The 24,464-nt window shown below is 42.4% G+C and carries 17 protein-coding genes; 10 read left to right on the plus strand and 7 right to left on the minus strand.

What is annotated here, in order from left to right:
* Positions 1-32: 32 nt before the first annotated feature.
* Both BSR11_RS13305 and BSR11_RS13310 read right to left on the minus strand, forming a co-directional pair.
* The gene (locus BSR11_RS13305; protein WP_072670825.1) at positions 33-740 is read right to left on the minus strand and encodes an SDR family oxidoreductase; all 708 of its coding nucleotides are present in this window, start codon (positions 738-740) and stop codon (positions 33-35) included.
* A complete protein-coding gene (locus BSR11_RS13310) occupies positions 740-2,284 on the minus strand; it encodes a cryptochrome/photolyase family protein (protein WP_072670826.1) in 1,545 nt (514 codons plus the stop codon). Before BSR11_RS13310 ends, BSR11_RS13305 begins: the two co-directional genes overlap by 1 nt.
* 231 nt (positions 2,285-2,515) lie before the next feature.
* Between BSR11_RS13310 and BSR11_RS13315 the strand changes: the two genes are divergently transcribed.
* On the plus strand, positions 2,516-4,459 hold the full coding sequence (locus BSR11_RS13315) for a methyl-accepting chemotaxis protein (RefSeq protein WP_072670827.1): 1,944 nt from the start codon (positions 2,516-2,518) through the stop codon (positions 4,457-4,459).
* 81 nt (positions 4,460-4,540) lie between these two features.
* Here BSR11_RS13315 and BSR11_RS13320 read toward each other — a convergent pair whose 3' ends face one another.
* Positions 4,541-5,854 (minus strand): FAD-dependent oxidoreductase, encoded by a 1,314-nt coding sequence (locus BSR11_RS13320; RefSeq protein WP_072670828.1) that lies wholly within the window; start codon positions 5,852-5,854, stop codon positions 4,541-4,543.
* Positions 5,855-6,188: 334 nt separating this feature from the next.
* On the minus strand, positions 6,189-8,228 hold the full coding sequence (locus BSR11_RS13325) for a tRNA(Met) cytidine acetyltransferase TmcA (RefSeq protein ID WP_072670829.1): 2,040 nt from the start codon (positions 8,226-8,228) through the stop codon (positions 6,189-6,191).
* A gap of 224 nt (positions 8,229-8,452) precedes the next feature.
* Here BSR11_RS13325 and BSR11_RS13330 point away from each other — a divergent pair, with 224 nt between their 5' ends.
* Complete coding sequence (locus BSR11_RS13330; protein ID WP_072670830.1) at positions 8,453-9,487, plus strand: ABC transporter substrate-binding protein; 1,035 nt, start codon at positions 8,453-8,455, stop codon at positions 9,485-9,487.
* A gap of 78 nt (positions 9,488-9,565) precedes the next feature.
* Here BSR11_RS13330 and BSR11_RS13335 read toward each other — a convergent pair whose 3' ends face one another.
* A complete protein-coding gene (locus BSR11_RS13335) occupies positions 9,566-10,537 on the minus strand; it encodes a ParB/RepB/Spo0J family partition protein (protein WP_072670831.1) in 972 nt (323 codons plus the stop codon).
* A gap of 7 nt (positions 10,538-10,544) precedes the next feature.
* On the minus strand, positions 10,545-11,762 hold the full coding sequence (locus tag BSR11_RS13340; RefSeq protein ID WP_040905504.1) for a ParA family protein: 1,218 nt from the start codon (positions 11,760-11,762) through the stop codon (positions 10,545-10,547).
* A gap of 1,452 nt (positions 11,763-13,214) precedes the next feature.
* Here BSR11_RS13340 and BSR11_RS13345 point away from each other — a divergent pair.
* The 8 genes from BSR11_RS13345 (at position 13,215) to pdxH (ending at position 22,470) form a co-directional block, all read left to right on the plus strand.
* Positions 13,215-15,191 (plus strand): replication initiator protein RctB domain-containing protein, encoded by a 1,977-nt coding sequence (locus tag BSR11_RS13345; protein WP_072671211.1) that lies wholly within the window; start codon positions 13,215-13,217, stop codon positions 15,189-15,191.
* A gap of 327 nt (positions 15,192-15,518) precedes the next feature.
* Positions 15,519-15,722, plus strand: coding sequence for a hypothetical protein (locus BSR11_RS13350; RefSeq protein WP_072670832.1), 204 nt, complete (start codon positions 15,519-15,521; stop codon positions 15,720-15,722).
* 221 nt (positions 15,723-15,943) lie between these two features.
* Positions 15,944-16,153, plus strand: a complete 210-nt coding sequence (locus BSR11_RS13355) for a DUF3283 family protein (RefSeq protein WP_072670833.1) — start codon at positions 15,944-15,946, stop codon at positions 16,151-16,153.
* A gap of 77 nt (positions 16,154-16,230) precedes the next feature.
* Positions 16,231-16,950, plus strand: coding sequence for a YebC/PmpR family DNA-binding transcriptional regulator (locus BSR11_RS13360; RefSeq protein ID WP_072670834.1), 720 nt, complete (start codon positions 16,231-16,233; stop codon positions 16,948-16,950).
* A gap of 82 nt (positions 16,951-17,032) precedes the next feature.
* Complete coding sequence (locus tag BSR11_RS13365; RefSeq protein ID WP_072670835.1) at positions 17,033-17,896, plus strand: NAD(P)-dependent oxidoreductase; 864 nt, start codon at positions 17,033-17,035, stop codon at positions 17,894-17,896.
* A gap of 287 nt (positions 17,897-18,183) precedes the next feature.
* Positions 18,184-19,902 (plus strand): PP2C family protein-serine/threonine phosphatase, encoded by a 1,719-nt coding sequence (locus tag BSR11_RS13370; RefSeq protein ID WP_072670836.1) that lies wholly within the window; start codon positions 18,184-18,186, stop codon positions 19,900-19,902.
* A gap of 154 nt (positions 19,903-20,056) precedes the next feature.
* Positions 20,057-21,730 carry a flagellar assembly protein A gene (locus BSR11_RS13375; protein ID WP_072670837.1) on the plus strand — a complete coding sequence of 558 codons (1,674 nt, stop codon included), beginning with the start codon at positions 20,057-20,059 and terminating at the stop codon, positions 21,728-21,730.
* A gap of 104 nt (positions 21,731-21,834) precedes the next feature.
* Complete coding sequence (pdxH, locus tag BSR11_RS13380; RefSeq protein WP_072670838.1) at positions 21,835-22,470, plus strand: pyridoxamine 5'-phosphate oxidase; 636 nt, start codon at positions 21,835-21,837, stop codon at positions 22,468-22,470.
* A 59-nt stretch (positions 22,471-22,529) separates the two neighbouring features.
* Here pdxH and BSR11_RS13385 read toward each other — a convergent pair whose 3' ends face one another.
* Positions 22,530-24,347: an SUMF1/EgtB/PvdO family nonheme iron enzyme gene (locus tag BSR11_RS13385; protein ID WP_072670839.1), complete on the minus strand. Its 1,818-nt coding sequence runs from the start codon at positions 24,345-24,347 to the stop codon at positions 22,530-22,532.
* Positions 24,348-24,464 lie beyond the last annotated feature (117 nt).

The raw sequence follows: 24,464 nt of genomic DNA on the forward strand, positions 1-24,464 counted from the left end.
TCGCTCCGCATCATAAAATGGACAAAACGTAATTACCAAGGTAAGCGCTCTCCGTTATACGCCAAAAACTGTCCCGTTTGCTGCGAGGTCGCTTGGCTGATTAACTCGACGAGCAGCGCTGCAGACTGCTGTGGCGTTAATAGTTTATCGACAGGGACATTGGCTTGAAAAGGCTTAGACAACGGTGTATCCGTGGTCCCAGGATGTAGTGCCAATACTACACCTTGTTTGATCGTACGTTGCCACTCAATAGAGAGAGTTTTCAGCAGCATATTTAACGCCGCTTTCGAAGCCCGATAGCTATACCAACCGCCAAGACGATTATCACTAATACTGCCCACTTTCGCGGAAATGGTCACAAACTTGGCAGCAGTGCTCGCTTTCATTAGTGGTGAAAAATATTTGGCCAATAACAGCGTAGGTAAGGTATTAACAGCAATATTTTGCATGAAAAAATCGCCATCCAGTGCTTGCAAATTTTTTTCAGGACCATGATCTTGAGCGTGAAGCATACCAACGGCGTTAATTAACCAGTCAATTGTCGAAAAACGCTGGCTGAACATAGCAACACCAGACTCTTGGGTGACATCCAACTGAAACCAAGTCACCCGTTGAGAAGTGAAATCTGGACGTTGTCGATGATAAGTGGCATGAATATTTGCTTCAGGTAAAGCCGTCAATAACTGCTTTACGATGGCCAAACCGATGCCACCATTTGCGCCAACCACCAAAATATCCATTATAGCTCCTCAAGATGACTCAAGTAATATTCCGCCGTCTGCAAGATATCAGCACGTTGCTGATCAGTCATGTTATCCCATGAGCGATACAACATTCCGATACGGGGATTGACTGCTAAGCGATCACGCTGCTGGTGCATAAATCGCCAATAAAGACTATTAAACGGGCAGGAACCCTTGCCACTGCGCGCCTTATTATCATAGATGCAGTTCTTACAATAATCGCTCATTTTATTGATATAAGAACCGCTGGCCGCATACGGTTTAGTCCCGACGATCCCACCATCGGCAAATAAAGCCATTCCTCGCGTATTTGGCATCTCTACCCACTCAATGGCATCGATGTAGACACCTAAATACCAAGCATCGACTTCATCGGGATTGATTCCAGTTAATAAACAGAAGTTTCCCGTCACCATCAGACGCTGAATGTGGTGTGCATAAGCAAAATCGAGTGATTGACCAATCGCTCGCTGCATACAATGCATTTTGGTTTTTGCCGTCCAAAAATAATCAGGTAACCGACGCGTAGCCTGTAATACATTGATCTGAGCATAATGCGGCATGTTCGCCCAATAAATACCACGTATATATTCACGCCAGCCTAAAATTTGGCGAACAAAACCTTCCACTTGAGCAAGATCGATCTGGCTCTCACGCTGATAAGCCGTAACCGCTGCATCAATCACTTCTTTAGGGTGTAGAAGCTTACTATTAAGGGCAAAAGACAATCGGCTATGATAAAGACTCCATTGCGCAGGATGCAGATGGGTCATCGCATCCTGAAATTGGCCAAAGCGTGGTAAACATACACGGCAGAAGTGAGCAAGCAGTGTCAAACTCTGCGCACGATTAACTGGCCAAAACAAATCTCCCTCTAGGTGTCCAATCGTTTGTATTCCATGTCGATTTAGCCGCTCAAGGATTTGCGCCGGATTATTTTTGAATAGTAAAGGTTCGGGTAGCTGAGCAATATCTTGTGCTTTTAATTTATTACGGTTACTGGCATCAAAATTCCATTGCCCAGCAAGCGGTTTCCCCTCTTCGACTAAAACCGCAAAACGTTGCCGCATTCGCCGATAAAAGTGTTCCATCGTTTTATGCTTCCCTTTAGGGAAGTATTGCTCAATCTCATCAAACGGTAGTAAAAAATGCTCGCTATCGACACAATCAATGACCGTATTAGCAAGCCGTAAGTTCGCCAGTTGAGCGAGCAAACGATATTCATCAGGACGCTGATATTGAAAAGAGATAGCTCCCGTCAGTTGCACGTAGTGCGTAATCAATTGTGGTAGCTCAGCAAAACCCTGTGTCTCATCGAGGGTCAGATAGAGTACCTGATGGCCTTCTTCCTGTCTCGCTTGAGCAAATTCTTGCATCGCTAAAAAGAACGCTACGGTCTTTTGAATATGATGAGTCACATAACGACTTTCTTGATGAAGCTCAGCAATGATATACAGCACATCATCATCAACCTGCTTAAACCAAGCGTGTTGAGCATTAAGCTGATCGCCTAATAGTAAACGAACCGTTTTGAAATTCATGTCGGGATCAGATCCTTGATTCAAAGAGAAATAGAGACAACAAAATCTTTACGCGGATACCATCAATAAGATCATTCACTGCTGTTAGATTAACTTTTTATGATTAAAAATAGTCGCGCCATCAAAACGTTACTAAATTGTTAAGCATATTTATGCTCATTTATTACTCACTTTATTAAACAGACACTATTATCTATAGGTTGGTTAATAATAATAAATGAGGCTTATGTTATGTATTGGAAAACGCTATCAATTCGTCGCAGAATTAACTGGGTTCTATCTATCATACTGGTGACTTGTACATTGATTGCCATGGGGCAACAGGCCATGCGCACAGCAAATGATCAGTTGAATGAACTTAAATCACACACTCTACCGAGTCAATTACGTGGGCTCGCGTTTGAAATCAGTAATCAGCTACAACCGGCGATCACTGGATCAAATTTTCTTGCTCATCATTCAGGTTTACTGGACTGGAGCGCTGAACAAAGATCCATTCGTAATCCCGCGGTAGCTCATCAGGCATTAGAAAATGCGATGACTCGGCTCGGAGCAGACAATGCGTTTGCCGTGTTAGACAGCGCAGAAGGAAAATATATTTTTACTTATGATGGTCAACATCGAGCCACTCGCCTTAGCGACTATCCATTTAAAGATTTCTATCCCAACTTTCTCGGTAAAAACAAGGCCATTGAATTGAACATGAACCAAGACCAGGTCGGTGGTCAATACGTTATTTTTATTAATTATCGCAGTACACAAGTCAATCCTCAAACCAATCAACCTTACGTGGTCGCAGGATTAGGCTTTAACGTCAGTAGCTTAGTTAGCATGATCGAAGGTTTTAGGATAGGCTCTAACGGTCGAGCTATGTTGGCCTCAAGCGACGGTAAAATCCAAGTCGCTCCTAAAGACTCTGTATTAGCCAGTCATACCAGTGGACAACTGCAGCAAGCCATCAGTGCAGGAAAAGCGGCTCCCATTATTACTGAGCTCACCGTTAATCAACACGCCTATTTAATCGGATCTTATTGGTTAGCAGACTTAGACCGCTTTGTGGTTGTTGAAATACCGAAGTCTCAAATCATCTCACCAATCATCGATCAATTTATTCAATCACTTCTATTTACGCTAATTTTTATCGCCGTAGCCTTAGTTATCATGCATTTTGTGGTCACCGCATTAACTAAGCCTATCCAACAACTAAGCAGCGAGATTGATCATATTGCTCAACATCTTGATTTAAATCACAAAGTTAATATTTTTGATGGTGCTGAGGTCGCGAATTTATCGCAAAAAATTAATCTTTTTATTGAGCGCTTCCGAGACTCATTAAGCTCCGTCAACCAGACGGTAGCAGAATCACAAGTGGCTTTTTTACAATTAAAGCATAACGCCAAAGAGACCAATCAAGCGACAGAGGAACAGCGTAGCGCCTTAGGAACGATTTCTCAAGCCAGCCAACATATTACAGAACGTACAGAAGAAGCCACGAGACTTGCTAACCATGCAGGGGAGCTTTCCGCCCAAGGCAATAGCTCATTACAAAATGCACTCTCTGCGATGCACAGCAGTCTTACCCACATAGAACAACTGGGTTCAAATATGGCCACGAGCCAACAAAGTTTGCAACAACTCAATAATCATATTGAAAATATTCTCCGCGTTCTCGAAGTGATTAGCTCTATTTCCGAGCAAACCAACTTATTAGCGTTAAACGCAGCGATTGAAGCAGCAAGAGCAGGAGAACATGGTCGAGGGTTTGCGGTAGTCGCCGATGAAGTACGTTCGCTTTCCCAGCGCACCAGTGAGTCTACCACCGAAATCCAAGACATTATCAATAAGCTTAGATCGGCATCGAATTCAGTAACCACACAAATTGAAGTCGTACATGAAAATAGCCAGCACAGTTTAACCACTCATCATCAGGCAGTAAAAGATGTGCAAGCATTAAATACGACTCTACAAGCACTTTTCTCAATGAACCAACAAATCGCTCAAGGTGCTGAAGAACAAAGTGCAGCGGTAGTAGAAATTAATCAAAGCATAGAAAATTTAAACGAACAAAGTAGCCGCACCGAACAACTGACTCAGCAAGGTGAACACTCAGTGATCGGCGTAGAAAAACAGATGACTCATTTAGCTGCTAAGATTAATCAGTTTAAAGGAATATGATGGGTTGATTTTTGCTTATGATTACTCGCTACGTTTTATAAAAAGTGGACGTAGCGAGTGTTTTCTATTGTCAAAAATATGCTACATCGGTGTATAACCACGCAGCATCATATCGTAAATCGGTTTAATCACAGATTCTTTTACTTTCCAAGCAAAGCGACTGCTTTTCAGAGGGTCAACGACTTGAAACGGTAATGCTGTCATCGGTTGAAGAGTGAAGTCAAACTCCCACAGCATTGCATGCCCCACATCTAAGATCATTGGGCATGACGTATAACCATCCCATTTTGCCATTAATGGTTCATCTTTTATTAGTGCTGTTAGGTTTTCTGTCACTACAGGAATTTGTGTTTTGACAGACGCCGCTGTCTTACCTATTGGCGTCCCTACATTATCTCCCAAGCCAAAAATATTGCTGTAACGCTTATGCTGCATCGTATACTGATCAACCTCTAGATAGCCCTTAAATTGCTCGTTATCGGCTAATGGTGATTCTCTGATGGTTTTGATAGCCGTCATAGGAGGAGCAACATGAATAAAATCCCAATCAACGGTATATGACGATTGATCGGCTAGTTGGAATGTGGCTTGTTTTTTACTGGTATCGACTGACGTTAAGGTATGCTGAAAATGTGAGTCAATAGCACGTTGCTGCCAAATCTCTCGTATCCGTTGATCAAACACTTTAACCGAAAAAAGGAAATTCTCTGCCGTAAAATAGTCAAAAGAAAAATTGTCCCGATGGCCAGCTTTAGCGACAAAAGACTCCACCAAATTGGTCGCTTTTAGCGGCGCTCCAGCACATTTCATCGCTCCCTGAGGTCGAGTAAAAACAGCTTTACCACCTTGACCATGAGCAAATGCTTGAGCTTGTTGATGACTCACAATTCCCGCCTGCGGACTGTAATAGATACTGGTAATTCCGTTTTGACCAATTTCTTGCGGATCAAACCCTTCAATGAGGTCATAACGAAGTTCAACACCCGTCGCAACAATCAAATAGTCATAATTGACCAGCAACCCCGTTTCAGTCACCACTTGATTCTGATCTGGCCGATACTCGACAACTGAATCCTCAATCCATCGTACACTCGCATCAATAAAGCGTTCATTGGCACTAATCACATCACTGACTTGTGTATAAACTCCGGCAAGTAACAATGTTTGGCCCGGTTGATACCAGTGAAAACCACGTGGCTCTATCACGGTTATCGTCGCACCGTCCAAATGATGCCCCAATTGGTTAGCAATACCTATTCCAGCGGCACCCCCCCCCACAATAACGATGTTGGCTTGAGTTTTGGTTTTATTTATCTGCCGATAACCGACGCCCACGGCGCCCACCGCCCCCACCCCAACACCCGCTTTAAGAAACGTCCTTCGTGAAATAGCCATAGTGACTCCTAACGTGTTTTTGCTTAACAAGCAACGAGTCGATTTCGTTTATTATCGAGCAAAATCATCGAGCATAATTTCAGGCTCAAAGTATTTAACGGCATAATCAGTACTGTCATATCAATCATGATCGACCATGAACATGATTAAACCACAGCGCGTTAAGTAAACTGAGCGTCTAATGATTACAAGGTTGAGTCCTTTGTAGAAAGAGAATATAAGCAACCCCTTATAAAGATAGTCAGTGTTTGCTCTTCATACCAATAGAGATTGATTTAATTCGTAGACTCAGTCACAAGCTTTTCGGTTTACAGTGTAAATCTCAACGCTCGTTTTACTGATGGCTCAGTTTACACTGTAAATCACGCAATAACTGAGCGAGGTTCTGACGTAAGACTTGCTCAGTTTGTTTGCGACCAGTGTAGCCATGTAAGGAAGCACACTCAGTCCAGGATCGCTGCTGAATGACTTTTTCAATCAGTAATTCATCGAGCACTATCGTTGGCTTACTCGCCGAATGAATCAAAAGCTTTTCAATCCAAACGGCAACACTCTCATAATTAGCTCCCCCCAAACTGTAACGAGCCAGCAGTTCGAACGGTAACTGACTCAGTGACTCACTCTCAGCTTCGCATAATAACAAGCGAACCGTATTAGCGGCTAAGCGCTGTAAGCTCTCTTTCAATTCATAAAGTAAGTGTATTTGAAACTGCCAACGAGCCCGAGAAAGCCATTCTACCTGTTGGCCATAAACCATAAGTAAAGAAAAACAGCCACTCGCTTGATCACGTTGTGAACCTAACTTGATACTATGAAAACCATTACGCTGCCAAAAATGGATAAGCTCGGCAGTAGCACCAAAGCTTGTCGCAATATAATCACAAGAGTGGTGCTCAATAAACTGAGACAGTAGTTGACTGCCAATACCCATATTTTGTCGTTGCGGATGAACCGCTATTCGCATCACTCGCCAGCACAGCTGCTGCGCAGCTTCCGTGATTCCCACTTGATTGGCTAATGTAATTGGAACAAGATGTCCTCGAGGACGACGCTGCCCCAACTGAATAGACTCAATTAACTCTTGGTCCAATCCGCCTTCTTGTACGGCTAATAGACACCCAACCAGACACTGCTGATGGCTAGCAACGTAGAGCGTTAGTTTTTCGTCACTCAATAAATGAAAGAGATCATTCGGCGAGGTTTGATAATGGGCATTAACTAATAAACCAAACACCTCTTTTAATAACGTTGGTGATGCCAATAACTCAGCTTTCGATACACTAAAATAGTCGATACTATCCAGAGTCAGTTCCGCTAAATCCGAGCGTAAATCATAATTAAGGAGAAAGGTCTCTCGATGCCAAGCCTCTAGAGGGTCTTGCGCAGCCCAACGAATAGGTTGGTGCAAATGTTGAAAATGAGTTTGTGGTCGATGTTGCGCTAACCAATCTTGGAATTTTAAGGTAAAGCCTCGGCCACATCCTTCATAACCATGAATAGTGGTAGAAAATACCGCTCGATTATAACGCTCAACAAAACGATATAAAAACGGTAGCGGCAGCGCTGCAGCCTCATCGACCAACAATAAATCACAGTCACACTCATGTTGCTCCAGCTCATCGGGAGCAACAAATCGTAATTGAGAGGCTTGATAATCAATTTTATCTTTACTTATCTTGGCACCAGGTAAACCTTGCGCTGCAAAATAAAATACTGGAGAAATCGCCGACAAGCGTGGAGCCGTAATAATGATCTTGATCGATCGCGATTGCATTAACTTGGCGGCAGCGATACCTAAAGCGCTACTTTTACCTCTACCACGATCAGCGGTGAGCAATAGTGGGCGCTTACGATGTCCAGTGATGACCCGGAGAATCGCGTCAACCGCTAATTCTTGCTCACTGGTATCACAGAAAACCGAAACAGTGGATGATATCGGAAGCGCAGGAATATGACTTGCAGACACAACCAGTAACTGCTCTAGTCCTCGCGTAAGCCAACAATTATCAGCAGCCGTAGGACTGACCCTGTGACCGATAATAAACAGCAGGCCACCACCAATCAATGTGCCTAATGCCGCGCTGAAACTATTCGCATCAAACCCTTGGCTAAAGTCAGCAATCATGACATGGCATTCTTGACCTAAAAGGCGTTGTCCTTGGTTATACGCCAACGTGGAAGCGGTGAAAAATGGCTCCCCACCTAATTGCACCACCACAAGATTTTCATCTAATGTGCTTAGCCATGTTTGAAGCAGAGGTCGGCTCCATGATAACTCGCCAGAAAGATAAACAGCAAAACGGTGATTACGCTGCTGTGCACAGTGTTGAAGAGATTGGAAGTAGTTAAGATAATCAGTTGTTAAAGTCGTCATACAAGATCACCGTTCATCATTATCAGGCAATGGTAGCACAAAGCTGACATGGATACGGAGTAGGCGTGTTGCCGATGAATAATATCGATGAACAATAATACTATCGACAAGGTTAAAAAAATTGTTCTTAACGATAAATTATATTTGCTTTATTGAAACAGAGATTTAACTAATTATGCACCTGAACACCAGCATTGGGCTGGACTTTAAGGAACGAAAATGCAATGAAATCTTTCATCAAAGGATTGGTCCTCGCAGCCGTCATTACCTCCACTCAAGTGAGTGCACAAGCACAAAGACTGAATGTTTACGCTTGGGGTGGCTACCTGCCAGAAAAATCACTCAAACAGTTTGAAGCTCAAGAAGGGGTTTCGATCCATTATTCAACCTTCGAGAATAATGAATCCATGTACACCAGACTCAAACTTCTTAAAGGCAGCGGATATGATGTAGTTTTTGCCTCCGCTTATTTTATTGAAAAAATGGCTCGTGAAGGGCTATTGAGCGAATTGGATCATGCACAAATTCCAAACATGAAAGATGCTATGCCATCGTTATTAGGTCAAGCGCATGATCCAAAAAACCAGTATTCTTTGCCCTACATCTGGGGGATTACTGGCCTTAGCTACAACGCTGCTTATTTGCCTAACGGAATTTCTCGCTGGGCCGATCTGTGGGACCCGAAATATGTCCGTCAAGTCATGCTGATTGATGATATGCGTGATGTATTTGGTATGGCACTGAAACTCAATGGATTTAGTATCAATACCCAAAACGAAGCAGAAATAGAAAAGGCTTATCAATCATTGGTTGCCTTAAAACGTAATGTGTTGCTGTATAACTCTGATGCGCCGCATGTACCTTATGTTTCTGGCGAAGTCGCCCTAGGCATGCAGTGGAATGGCAACGCTTTCCAAGGCCAAGAAGAGCTACCAGAGCTCACCTTCGTGATGCCTGAAGAAGGTGCTGTACTATGGATGGATAACTTTACCATTCCTTCCGGTAGTAATAATAAAGCACTAGCGCATAAATTTATTAATTTTATGTATCAAGCTGAGAATCAAGCCGAAATCGTAAATAGTTTAGGCTATGCATCGGCAACCCAATCAGGAAGAGCTTTATTAGCGGACGAATTACGTAACAATCCATCGATTTTCCCTTCTGATGAAGAGATGCAAAAAGGCGAATTTATTAACGATGTTGGCCCAGAAGCCCTCGTTATTTATGAACGCTACTGGCAGCGTCTGCGTAATCAATAACCGTCCATGCACTTAAATAAAAAAAGACAGCCCATAAGATGGGCTGTCTTTTTTATGTTCAAAGAAAACGATACCGAGTTAGCTAAGTTTCTTTTCGAGAAAGTCTAAAATCTCTTGAGCCAATTGATCATCAACTTTTTGGATATTCAGCGTTAATAGCGGCCCCTTACGTTGATAATTTACTCGGCCTTTGACTAGCTCAATTTTATTATTCAGCGTTTTTTTCGGTGGCGAAAGTTGCTCTATCCAAGATTCTATCGTTTCTGTGACCTCTTTGGTGATCCGAGTAACCCCTTGAGACTGACAGTGTTGCCAAACAAAGCCGTTGGCTTGCTGGCATTTATCCAACAACTCTTTTTGCTGATCAGGTGTTAATTCATTAAATTGCTTATGTAATTTAACGATGGTCGGTCGACCAAGTTCAACCACATTTGGGTAAGCTTGTAACAGGGCTAGAGGTAGTGAAGCCGCCTTTAGCGCTCCACTGACTAATGCCTCACTGCACTGAAACATCTTGGCCAATGCTTTTTGATCTTCTGCTGCTCCACTATCAAGCTGAGCTTGCATTTCTTTGCCTTTTTCATACAGAGATAAGGGCTTATGTGCATTCGCTACATCAGACAAAAATTTAGCATGATCGCTAGTGATATTATTGGCGACATAAACTAAAAAATCTTGCTTGGCAATCAAACACGATTTACGACGGCGGCTACCATCTAGGATCTCAATTTGTCCATTCTCAAGCCGGCGACCGACAGCTGGATATTGCTGCCCACGCTCACGTAACGTATTGAGAATATCAGCCAACGCATGTTCATTAAGGAATGATTGCTCACGCGCATTTTGAGTGAAAACAGAAGTGCGACTATCAATTTCTGAAGCCGGTATACGAATAAGTTCAAAAGTTACCATCGCTTCACCGGCAACGGTTAACTCAATGATCTGCGCTTGAGCTTTAGCGGCGGCTTGTGCCTCTTGCGGGGTAGAGGCCCGTCTTTTATCGGCTTTACCGAACAATTTAGCGTTCAGATCAGATGTTTTTATGGCCATGAATTACTTACCCCTGATTTAAAGAAAGCCAATGTGAATGCAAAACACGCTCTAGCTCAAGTGCGCTTTTTTGCACCGCGTCTTGCGCTGTGGCTAAGGTTTTTTTACCGCCCTCAAAATCACTCGTCGTTAAATCAAACACGGTACTGTAGGTATCGGCACAAGTTTCAAAAGCACGGCTGCGTGGAATAGTAGCCATCATCACTTGCTCGCCTAATAAATAGTTCATCTCAGTTAATACAGAAACTTGCTTTTTATTATCGTCTTCAAACATCGTTGGCATTAAACGAACAAACTCTAGCCCTTTCCAATCATCTGGAAACATTTCATAAACCGTTGGCAAATGCTGGAAAAAATTCACGGTTGATGCCCAGTCAAGACGTTTTGCCGCACAAGGGATCAGTAATGCATTTGATGCGTACATAGCGTTCCACACCAAAGGATCAACGTGTGGCCCAGTATCAATCATGATAATGTCAAATTCATCAGCAATTTTATCAATCAGCTTCTCTTTCAATAAACGAACAATGTCTAACGATTGATTTTTAGACAGTGATTGCCAAGCTTCAGCGTTAAACATCGCGTCTTCAGGGAAAGCTGAAATGGTTTTTAAATTAGGGTATTGAGTGGGCAGTAACACATTTTTTTTCAAAAATGCCGTGTCTATCTCGGTTCCTTCCGGAAAATTATCGAGCATAATATCAACCGCAGAATAGATATTACTGTGTTCTGCCAAACTAATTTGAGGATTCAAAAACAGACGTAAAGACCCTTGAGGATCTAAGTCAATCAGGCAAATACGATAACGTTTATCCAAATTTAACGCTAAACAAGCGGCTAAATGAACCGCTGTCATCGATTTACCCGTTCCGCCTTTTTGGTTTTGAACATTAATGATCCAAGGCTTATTCTCGGTATTTTTCTTGCGCTGATGAAATTTCAATACACCAGCGGCATCCATAAGCATGTGTGCCTCGGCTAATGAAATCGAGTAGTGGTTTGCATTATTTTTAGTAAATTGATGGCCTGCCGCTTCTAACTTGGCAATCGCCTCATCGAGTTTACGTCGAGTTAAGCCCGAACGAGTTTCCATTAATGCTTTTGACATCGGAGGGAAATGTTCATCTCTACGCTCTTCTAATACAATCTCTATTCGATCTGCTTGCACCTGCTGAGTTTGCTCGGCAAGCCTGTAGAGATTTTCTATCGTTTGTTCTCTTTTCATAGCCATTCTCATCATCTGTTATTAAGCACCATTGTACAGCAATATACACACGATACAATAAAAAGGTGAACATACAATTCAGGACAACAATCACAATAAATAGAACTTTTATCACCAATAAAAAAACAAATGACAAAATGCTGACAAAACTTTCGCTTTATTACTAAGAATTGTGGCCACAAAAAACAAAATCATAAAAATGTCACAGCGTCACTTATTTACAATGTAAACTCTATTTATCGACATAGAAGGGAAGTTAATTATCAATCAATAAAATCCAGCAAAGAAATAATCTCCACTGGATCATTGATGCTATCGCTGGCTACAACATAAATCCTACCTTAAAGCAATCACAACATACATCACATCATCGGAACGATTATTCACTATCGATAAATTACGGTTGATGTCATTTCAACCATAACATCACATAAACACAACGGCCGTAATTCAATGATCATCTCACTTACGACGAAGGTAAACGTTCCTTTTGCGTCATATAAAACGTCAGCTTTTTCCCGTAGATATACGATGATACTCCAAAATAAATGAACACCGCTTAAATACTATTAAGTTGATTAAGTAGGGGCAGGGAACCTAATCCGGAAGCATGATCATGGGTTAACTGATGATCATGCTTCTGAGGTAAATCCTACCTATAGGAAAGATGATCAAGGGGAAAAATCAACTAATGGTGTTAATTTTGATCCATTAATCCTAAGATCCAAATCCGGAAAGATGATCAAGTGCAGAATAATCACCGGAAGCATGATGAAAAACGATTAATTTACGGAAGATGTCAATTACAATCAGGCTTTATCCAACATCTCTCTTTCATCATTACCAATAAAATCAGCAATAGAAACAATACAAAATCATCATCACTAACATGATCATGCTTTCGGAACACCAGAAAATAAACCAATAAACAGCGAACGTAAAAATGATAGCCCAAGATGGTATAACCGAATACAAAATTGTCGGCCAATACAGTCAAAGATCAACAAATATCGATTTGGTGATCATGCTTCCTAGTATTTTTAGCTGTTAATAAACCGTATGTTTAAGAAAAGAAGCAGCAATGCTCAGCCGCTTGTGGATAACCTGTAGAGAAACCGTGATCATTGATCCGTTATAACAATGATCATTGATTCGCAAGCAACATGATCATACTTCGAGAAAAAGATGATCATGCTTTCAAATCATCATTGATCATCGTTACGTTTACTCCATGATCATGCTTCTTAAGTGTTAAACTTTTATCTAATAAAATACAATGGGTTAGCTGGATAAAACCGTTCAGATCATATGATCAACTTAATCAATATAGATCAGAATAATCAAAAAGATCAGTTATTTAAAAAACTGAAATTTTCCTTTATTTATGATCTTTTTTTGATTATGCTCTTGGAACTATGGCGATATTACGGCTTGTGTGATACGGAACGAATCATGGCATCAGAAGAAAAATTGTTAATCAAAGCACCACGAAGCCACAAAGATGGACATCTTTTTGTCGTCTCAGAAACCGCGGTAGATTGGATCGAACAATATCAACATTTCAAAGGTGTCACTAAAAGTATCATTGAATTGTTAAACTTAATCTCTCTAAGAGGTTTTCGCAGTAAAGATGGACTGGTATCGACAACAGAATTGATCGAAGCGACAGATGGTCAGCTAACCAGGGCTGCCATTCAGCAAAGATTACGCGCTGCTGTTGCGATAGGACTGTTTAAACAAATCCCTGTACGCTTTGAAGAAGGGTTAGCAGGCAAAACGATGCTGCATCAATTTGTTAATCCTAACCAGTTGATCTCTGTACTCGGTTCCACAAGTCTTATCACTGAATCGGTTAAACAAAGTGAAAAACGCAAACGCTCAAAAGCACTGGCACAAACGCAAGTAAATCAACGTTTGTTACACGAGCATGGCCTTAATACACCTCCAGCGATGAAAGATGAAGCTGAGCAGTTTGTTGTTTCTCCGACTAATTGGGCAGGGATTATTGATCAAGCGTTAGCTCCACCACGCACACGTAAAAGTTATCAAAAATCGATGGTGTCAATTTCTGGTACTCGTGCTGTTATCGAAACACGCTCATCAAAAAATATTATGACCGTTGATGATCTCATGACGTTATTTGCCCTGTTTACATTGACGGTACAATACCATGATCATCACCAAGAAGATTATCAGCTCAACGCGAAATACGTCCCTAATAAAACCCCGCTGTACATCACTGACATTTTATCGTTAAGAGGCAAAAAAGACAGCGGCCCAGCGCGTGATTCGATCCGAGATAGCATTGATAGAATTGAATTTACCGATTTTCAGTTACATGAACTAACCGGACGTTGGCTCAGTGAGAATATGCCTGAAGGCTTTAAAAGTGATCGTTTTCGCTTTTTAGCTCGAACGATCACCGCGTCCGAAGAAGCCCCAACAGAAGGCAGTGATGGTGAGATCCGTATTAAGCCAAACCTGTATATTCTGGTATGGGAGCCATCATTTTTTGAAGAGTTAATGACGAAAGATTATTTCTTTCTGTTTCCACCAGAAATTCTTAAACAACATACATTAGTCTTCCAACTCTATTCTTATTTTCGTAGCAGAATGTCACGTCGCCATACTGATACGATGATGCTCAGTGAGCTTAATCAGAAATTAGCTCGCAATATTGAATGGCGACGATTTTCGATGGATCTGATCCGTGAACTAAGACGATTATCCAACGATCAAAATAAGATCGGTGATTTTAACGTTAATTTATGGGGTTACCATTTAACGATTAGTGAGTTAATTGAACAGGATAAAGTACTGGATTATCAAGTGGCTATTAAATGTGATGTTGAAGAAGTGCTACGTTATTCCCGCGCGAAAACCACCAACGCGGGTAAGCGCAATATGGCGCCAACGTTACCTAATCCATTACGAAATGAAATGGTTTCCAAACAAAGACTTCAAGAATTGTCGGAAATTATTGATGGTGAATTTGAACCAATACAGCGTAAACCCTCAACGCCTCGTGGCCGATTGGGCCGACGCGTGAAGTTACGTAAGCATCTGGTTGAGATTAACGCTGATGAAATTACTATCACCCTCTCTAAATATACCTCTGCAGAAGCGCTAGAACGAAGTATAACGGCTTTAGCTGCCATGACCGGCCATGCCCCTTCATCTATTCGTGAAGAGTGCCAGGAATTGATTGATAAGCTTGATTGGCTAAAAGTGGATGATTGTGTCGTACCTTACAGTACCTTAAGTAAGGTCATTGAGTTGTATAATACTCAGCACCGTAATAAGCACCTCTCTATTGAGCGATTGATCTCGGGTTTAGCCGTTCGTCGTAAGGTATGTAAATTGGTCTACGAAGAGCATATTGACGATAGCGTATTCCGAGCATTAGACGAAGTGGCCATCGGGATTTGATGCACCGCGATTATCGCAAAGGCTGTTATAACATCAACATAACCGCAAAACTTGCTTGATCATGCTTTCAGCCTTGTTGATGATTGCCTATTTAACGAACTGATCGCCGAAAATATTTTTCGGCGCTAGTTGATTTAGTGAATTTTTTACCGATAATCCGCTCGATGTACTTCTATACTCAGGGTGAGCAAAAAATAATTGAGTCATTTATCGATTATGATAAATGACCCCTTGCTTAAGTCACACTCTTGCTAAAATCTGCTTAACAAGGTTTTGGCCTTTTGTTACAGATAACTCGTTCCTAGCATGGTTTGTTCGGAGGTTGCAATGTCTATAAATTCAATTGACCATGATGAAATGACTAACATCGCCAATAAATGGGATGTGGATGTTACGGAAGAAGCAGAGATGCAGCGTCCTAATAAAACGCTCAAATCTGCACAAGCTCGTCGACGTATTGAAATGCTGCGCGATATTCGTGAAAGTGGTTTAACCATTGAGGAAGCCAAAGAGTTAGGTCTTCTTCATTAACTCAATGATAGATATGGCGTTTGCAGAGTCACCAGTTGTCCTCTGCAAATGGTTTGCGGTTAAAGTGTATAAAACCGTCAATAAAGTAGGGTAGCGGATGCTGCCCTTTATTTTTGATGGTTTCTTAGCGTAAAGCGCTCCAAAGCGCGATTTTGACTCTTAATTTTTATCATTCCTATGCTATATTTCGCATCACGTTTTTACTGATTGTGGGTTTACTAATGTCTTTTAACCTTGCGTTGTTGGATGCAGAGCAGAAAAATAAAATAGAGCTTGATAAACAGGCTTCTTTTCTGGTTTGGCAGATCAAGCAGGCTAAATGTGGGCCGGAAGAGATCACTAAGCAGCTAACCAAGCTAGTTTCTGAACAAGAGAAAACTTGGTTTCAACAATCAGTAGATAAGTACAAACGAGTAATGGGCGTAGCGTAGCGTTCATGATTACACAGCCAAGATCACTCTTGATTGCTGCAACCATCGCATTTAATTGAATAAGAGAGAAGATCCCGATGGGAAGAAGTTTTGAAGTGCGCAAAGCCTCGATGGCGAAAACTCAAGGCGCAAAAATTAAAGTTTATTCGAAATACGGTAAAGAAATTTACATGTGTGCAAAAAATGGCGGCACAGATCCAGATATGAACTTATCTCTACGCCACCTGATCTCTAAAGCGAAAAGAGATCAAGTTCCTGCTCACGTTATTGAAAAAGCCTTAGATAAAGCAACTGGCGGCGGCGGTGAAGATTACCAACCTGCTCGTTATGAAGGTTTTGGGCCTGGTGGTGCGAGTGTGATCGTCGATTGCTTAACGGATAACGGTAATCGTACTTATCAAGATGTTCGTCAATGCTTTGTAAAAACAGGGGCGAAGATTGGCACACCAGGTGTGGTAGCACACATGTTTGATCATCAAGCCGTCTTTCAATTTAAAGGCAGTGATGAAGAAGCGATCCTTGAAGCGTTGATGATGGAAGATGCTGATGTAACGGATATCGAGTTAGAAAACGATGTCATTACCGTGTTCGCACCTCACACCGAGTTTTTCAAAGTGAAAACGGCACTGGCTAATGCTTTTCCTGATTTAGTCTTAGATGTTGAAGAAATCACATTCGTGCCACAAAACCATACAAGTGTTAGTGGTGAAGATGCTGAAAAATTCCAAAAATTCTTGGATTTGTTAGATGATTGCGATGATGTACAACAGGTATATCATAATGCTGAAATCAGTTAATCCATAAACTACGATAGCCGAGCTTGCCTCGGCTTTTTTACGTCCTTAGCATGTCAATCTTATTCAATATAGGGAAATTATTATGAAAGTCAGTTTTCTCGGTTTAGGCGTGATGGGTTATCCGATGGCAGGGCATTTAGCCAATGCGGGTTTTGAAGTGAGGGTTTTTAACCGTAATCAGCAAAAAGCCATTAATTGGTCTCAGCAATTCTCAGGCCACGCGGTAATGACCATCGCTGAATGTGTCGCTGATGCTGATGTCGTATTGATGTGTGTCGGTAATGACGATGATGTCCGCAGCATTACGCTTGGCCAGCATGGCGCGCTATCAGCAATGAAGCCAAATGCTATGCTAGTCGATCATACTACGACGTCCGCTGAGCTTGCCCGAGAGCTTGCCCAAGCGGCGAAAGAGCATGGAATAAGCTTTATGGATGCTCCGGTCTCTGGCGGACAAGCTGGCGCTGAGAATGGGCAATTGACCATTATGTGTGGTGGAGAGCAAACGCTATTTGAAAAGTTGCAACCTGTTTTTGCCGCTTATGGTCGTTCTGCAATACGGATGGGGGAGGTTGGTCAAGGGCAAAGTGCTAAGATGGTCAATCAAATTTGCATCGCAGGCATCTTAAATGGACTGTCTGAAGGCTTGTTATTAGCTGAAAAAGCAGGCTTAGACGTTCCAACCATGATCGCTTGTTTAAAAAATGGCGCCGCAGGCTCTTGGCAAATGGAGAATCGTGCAATCAGTATGGCTGAGGATCGCTTTGATTTTGGTTTTGCTATTGATTGGATGATCAAAGATCTGCAATTTTGTCTTGATGAGGCTGAGCGTCATGGCTTGTGTTTACCGATGACCGAAGCAACAGCGCAACGTTATCGTGATTTGTCTGCTCAGGGGCTTGGCCGGATGGATACCTCGGTTTTAATCAAAGCACTTAGGGATTGATCTTTTACCGCTGACGTCTCTTAGTCATCATGCCCAAACAAAATATTTCATAAATTTGATTTGGGCATTGATGCCGTTATCGTTGTTTGATCAATCATTGGCCTCTTCTGTTGATCAGCAAAGCTATTCGCTCTATGCCACAAACTGAACTATATTTTTATGCATAGGGTTTGTTACTCTTGTGATGTTCTTTGTTCATTCTTATCAGTGGGGTGGATGGAATAATCAAGGCTGACAGACCCTAGTCGTCTAAAAATAAATAGCACGCACAGTCAGTGAGGCCGAGTATGAGAGTACTGATCATCGATGATCATGCGACCAACCGAGAATTGTGCCGTATTATGTTGAGTCATATTACGCCGCATGTTGATCTTTTTGCCGATGGCCAAGGGGTGGTTGCGGCGATGAAAAAGATGGATCCTTTGCCCGATATTATTTTGCTCGATGTGATGATGCCGGTAAAAGATGGATTTACGACAGCAAAAGAGATCCGGGCGGCTTTTCCTGAACAACATATTCCTATTCTGTTTCTCACTGCCTTAGATGATCAAGATTCCTTTGCTCGCTGTCTTGCTCTGGGTGATGATTTCATTCCTAAGCCGATTGAAAAAGGTGTCTTATTAGCCAAAATACAGGCGCATTATCGGATTGTAAAAATGCATCAGCAACTGATCTCTCAGCGTGATCAGTTACAGACTTTCCAAGATCAAGTCCAGCATGATTACTCTGTGGCTGAATCGATTTTTAGTAACTTAGTCGAAGAGATGAGCACACAAATCGACCCCATTTATGGGATTCATTATATCTCTACTCCTTCAACGATTTTTAACGGAAATTTAATCTTGGTGGCTCGGCGTCGCTATGGTGGGATATACGTTATGATCGCGGATTCAAGCGTCGATGGCTTGCCTGCTGCGATTGCTAATATTCCTGCGACTCGTGCTTTTTTTGCATTAGCGGAACGGGGCTGTGCATTGAGCGAAATGGTTGTTGAGCTTAATCAAGAACTGGCGACATTCTTACCCCCGAGTATTCATATTGCTGCTAATTTATTTGAGATACACTCCAATGGTTTTGAAGTTTCTTGGTGGGGGGGAGGAATGCCTGACGGTTATATATTATCGCCGAATCGTCAGTTGGTGAAACGCTTAGCATCGACACATCAACCCTTAGGGGTTCTACCGAGTGAAATGTTTCGCTGTGATATCAAACACTTTAAACTTTCACCTGGGCAGAGCATTGTCTGCTGCACGAAAGGTGTTATTGAGACCCGTAATCAAGAAGGTGAGATGTTCGGTCGTAAGCGACTGGAAACATTATTGACTCAAGCATCGACACAATCGTTTATCAGCCTGATTGATTCGGCGGTGCACGCTTTTTCATCAGCAAGACAAGATGAAGATCTGTCCATTCTTACTTTATCTTTTCCGATCATCAATGCGCAAAATGTTCAGCCGATCCTCAGCTCTTCTCCCAGTCTAATTCCTTGTAAAAGTGAACTCTACTTTTCCTCTTCGGTGTTAAAGCAGATCATCTTAATGAACGAAGTTCGTTTATTTTTAAAAGGGATGATTCAAGTTGGCGATCATTTAGATTTTATCTGCTCGATTTTATCGGAACTCTTCACGAAGATTATTGAACAAGGTTTACTTGGTCTTTCTACCGAGCTGAAAGATCATCCAGATGGTTTTGTTCTTTATCATCAACAACGGGAGCAAGGACTGCAGGAACTGGCTGACGATTATTGGATCCGTTTTCAGGTCGATTATCAACCTCAACAGCAGCGGATACTGTTTATTCTTGAACATAATGGACACCCGCTGACGGATGTTAATACCGAGCAAACGGATCGGATGCACGACGATCAAGATTTATTGTTTGCAACGGAGCTATGTGAATCGATTCGTTATATAAACCACGGTCAGAAAATTCAAGCCGTGTATCGTTTTGATAGTCGGTATGCTTTTCCAGATGTCTCTTTAGTGATTGAAGACCAGGGGTACTAAACCAATCGTATTGGTCTTTAATTGGGCCTTTTCCTTGTCATCAAGCCGATATCCAGTGATGGGGGCCTTAATTTGAACATCGAATTATTTAGTGATTCAGGCATTTTTTATACACTGCTCTTTAATCCAAAGAGATGCTGTAAGGTTGAGTATTATGTGGAAGGATCTGATTACTCTCTCGGAAGACAAGGGCCGCGTTATTGCGCGCTTGCCGAGCGATAGCAACGCAACCCCGGAATTAGCTCAAGCAGGATTGAGTGAGTCCTTAGCACGATTAGGGGCGGGGAAATTCTATGTGCTCGAAGATGCTGTCAATCGTTTTATCAATGGTGTTAAAGAAGGTAAAAAAGAAGCTCGAGAAGGTATCATCATCGCAGAAAAAAGAAATGCGACTGTTGAGGTTGTATTAAGTGAACAAGACATGCTGGCCAGTATGGTGGTGACCGGAGCTTATGGAGGGCGTGGTCTTTATGGTAGTGAGTTAGTGCATGCTTTGGCTCAAGCGTATGTGATTAAAGGTATAAATAAACAAGCTTTGAAAAAAGTTTTACTGGTGAGTAAAACGTTAAAACCTGGAGAAACGTTTACCCAGCCGATTGCTCAGGGGAAAGCGCCGATCCAAGGCCAAGATGTACAATTTTTACCCTTAGTAGACGATGTGACAACCCGCATTTTAGCACCACAAAAAACCGCTGATCCGCATAAAGTTGACATGAGAAATTTGGGCGAAACGATCACTGTTGAGGAAAATGATCCGGTGATGCGCCGCAAGCCAGCCACTCAAGGTGAACCCGGTTTTACCGTTTTAGGGAAAGTGATCCCAGCTAAACCAGGTAATGAAGGAGTACTGGTTGCTGGTAAAGGGACATATATCTCCCCTAATGATCCTAATTTATTGCTCGCTAGCTTATCTGGAATGCCGATCATTAAGAATAAAACGGTCGATGTAGAAAGCGCCTTATGCCTCAATAATGTCAGTGTTGCAACTGGTCACGTAAAATTTAAGGGCAGTGTAGTCATTGCTGGAGATGTAGAGCCGGGGATGATCGTTCGCGCTACAGGTTCTATTGTGATTGGGGGATTTGTTGAATCGGCAGATGTACAAGCTCAAGGTGATATTGAGATAGGTAAAGGGATTATTGGGCATACGGTTTATGATGATGAAGCGAAAACCTGTGTGGTCAAATCAGGCGGCAGTATTAAAGCCAATTATGCACAATTTTCTGAGTTACAAGCAGCGGAAAATATTCAGCTTTCTGTGCATAGTCTGAGTAACGATATTCGTTGTGGGGGGGATTTAACCGTTTTAGATAAAGCGGAAAAACAAGGCACACTAAGCGGTGGCAGCGCTAAAGTTGGTGGAAAGGTTGTTTGCTTTAACCTTGGAGCCGAAGGCGATGCTGCCACTATGTTAGAGGCTTTTGCGCGTTATGGATGGTACCGCGACCGAATTGCCAAACATAAAGAGTATTATAAGCAGGCTCAAGAGAGCACGATGGAAGTGATTCGCCGAGAATTAGAATTTAAAAAACGCCCAAAAGCTGAACGTAATGAAGAGGAAGCGTCACAGATTGAGCAACATAAGGCGCAATCAAGTGAGCGAATGGAAAAAGTTAAGGTAGCGGTCGACTTGTTAAATGAAGAGTTTGAACAGATGCTGGAAATCAATACCATTGAAGTCAAAGGTAAGGTATTCACCCACGTGACGATTCAATATGGTGACGAAAAAGTGGTGACGAAGCGGGTTCATGGGCCTTCGATGATTATGTTTAATCAGCATGAAATTAAGTTTTCTTCCAAATTGGATCAAGAAGATATTGGCATTTAAGCCTGATATTTTGCACGTTGAGATATCAGCGTGCGAAATCAATCCGTTCTACTTGAGATCGTTAGGCTATCAGCGCACAATCATAGCCAAAAAGAGGAGTAGACATGGATCTTTCAGATATTCGTCGTGAGTACACACAAGGTGGATTACGCCGCAAGGACTTATTGCTCGATCCGATCGAGCAATTCAATTTTTGGCTAGAGCAAGCGATTAATGCAGGGCTTGCAGATCCAACGGCAATGACGGTGGCGACTGTAGATGACGATGGTCAGCCTTTTCAACGTATTGTTTTATTAAAAAATGTTGATCAGCAAGGTTTTGTGTTTTACACCAACCTAGCAAGCCGTAAAGCGCAGCATATTGAACACAATCATCGCGTCAGTTTGCACTTTCCTTGGCATCCTTTAGAGCGTCAAGTGCACATTACTGGCGTCGCGGAAAAACTGACTGCCTTTGAGAACATGAAGTATTTCACTTCTCGTCCGAAAGAGAGTCAACTGGCTGCATTGGCGAGTAAACAGAGTAGCCGCATCTCAGCTCGTGGTGTATTAGAAGGTAAGTATCTAGAACTGAAACAAAAATTTGCTAAAGGAGAAATTCCTGTGCCTAAGTTCTGGGGGGGCTATCGAATCAAACCGCAAAGTATTGAGTTTTGGCAAGGTGGTGAGCATCGCCTACATGATCGTTTTCTATACAGTAAATCTGAACAACAGTGGCAGATAGAGCGTCTCGCACCATAGCTAGGCACGACAAAGGGGATAATATGACTATTATCCCCTTTGTCGCCTTTATACTGTCGCTACAGCTCGCGTAGGACGCGAAATCCGAGATAGTTAGCCGATGTAGAAGGTGAGACAAAAAGCTGATGATAAGCTTTAGCCATTTCAGGGGAGAAACTCCACGCCCCACCTTTAGCTATACCGGGATTATCAGATGTCCATTGCCAAATGTTGCCGACCATATCGTAGAAACCTAATGGGTTTGGTGAAAATGCCATAACGGGGGACGTTTGCTTATTTGACCATGGTGTGCCACTCCATCCTGTGTTGGCTTGACCGGCTCCAAAATCATTCCCCCACCAGTAATCGGTTCTTCGCCCTGCACGGGCGGCCACTTCCCATTCATCTTCACTCGGTAAGCGATAACGAAACCCTGTTTGTTGGGTTAGCCAATTGGCATAAGCTCTAGCATCGCTACGACTGATACAGACGGCTGGCGATTGAACGGTTTGTTTAAAGCCTGGGTTTTGCCAGTGACTTCCCGATACCGGAGCAACGGTTGTCCCTTGTACGGCCAGACAGATATTTTTCAGTTCAGCATCAGTTTTATAACCCGTTTGCTGCACAAATTGTTTAAATTGTCCCACGGTGATTGGCGTTGCGCTAATAGCGAAAGCATGATCAAGGCGAACTTGACGAGAAGTATTCTCTCCCAGTAGGTATTCTCCTGCGAGTAAAGTGATCATCTGTGGGGCTTGCTGAGTATTTTTTAAGGTATCAGCGAATTTATCTCCCGCTTTTACCTCATTAACAATTTCACGTAATACCGCTCGTAAGGTGTGATCGCTACTGATATTGACCTGTTGATCAAATGGGTGGAAACCTTCTTTTTTGATAACGACATGGTGTTGACCAGTAGGGAGCATGATTTCAACAGGAGTACTACCATAACGGACACTATTAATCGTGACCTGATCGTTATGCTGATTGGAACGAATCATGACATTAACCCAAGCCACTTCTTTTTGTTGATTTGGATGGCTACCATCACTAGGAGCGAAGCAATATTGGCTATCAATATTGAGTAATGTACAAGGCACGTTTTCGGCAGGTCTTGCATCCAATTGTGCTTCAAGTACCGTTTTAAAGCGGTTGCCATCATAAAAACCAGAATCAACGGTTTTATGTCTGAGCAAGTGAATGTTGAGCGAAACGGCGGCGAGGTGCTGTTTGATCAACGGCGCTTCAGTGGTCTCTTCTATTAACCACGTTTGAAATTGATTGACGGCCTTTTGCTGAGCTAAATCAGTGGTTTGTTGGCTACACTGTGCCAAAGTCATTGTGGCATGACAGACATTGGTAAAGCTGACTTTTTGTTCTCCGACACGACTCAATTCTGCTCGTAATCGCTCTGCTCTTGCTCGGAGTCTATCTTGATCCAATTGAGTAATTTTTTGTTGGATAGCGTCTTGGCTAGCTTGTAATTGAACGAGCTGATTTTGCATTTCTTGCAAGGTTTGTTGAGCAAGCAAAGTGTCTTGTTGATTTTTCTTAACTTCAGACCAAGCCGTTTGGTAAGCGTGTTGTGAACCGCTAATGTCTAATTGCGGTTCATCAATCATTTTCAAATAATCACGTTCTAGGGCTGTTTTCGCTGAATTGAACACGGTATTGAGTTGTTTAGCTAAGGCAGTTAAACGAGCGAGTTCAGCTTGCTGAGTGTCCACCACCGTTTGCTGATGTTGAGTTGCTTTCTTCGCTTCTTGCCACTGGGTATGATGCGTAAATAATGCGTCATCAATCGCCATGACTGAGGAAGGTGTGCCTTCAGCTAACGTGGGTGCTGTCACTAAGCAAGGTAAAAGTGCTAATAACAGAACGGGTAAACCTGGTCGCATTGTTGCCTACTTCAGTTAAGTTTTTGAAAATTATTGTCGCTATTCTAAACGAAAACGCCGTTTTGTCAGAAGTCATCTTTCAATAACTTAGGACCAAAACGGCGTTTAAACGACAGC

Source organism: Vibrio injensis (assembly GCF_001895205.1).
Lineage (GTDB): Bacteria > Pseudomonadota > Gammaproteobacteria > Enterobacterales > Vibrionaceae > Vibrio > Vibrio injensis.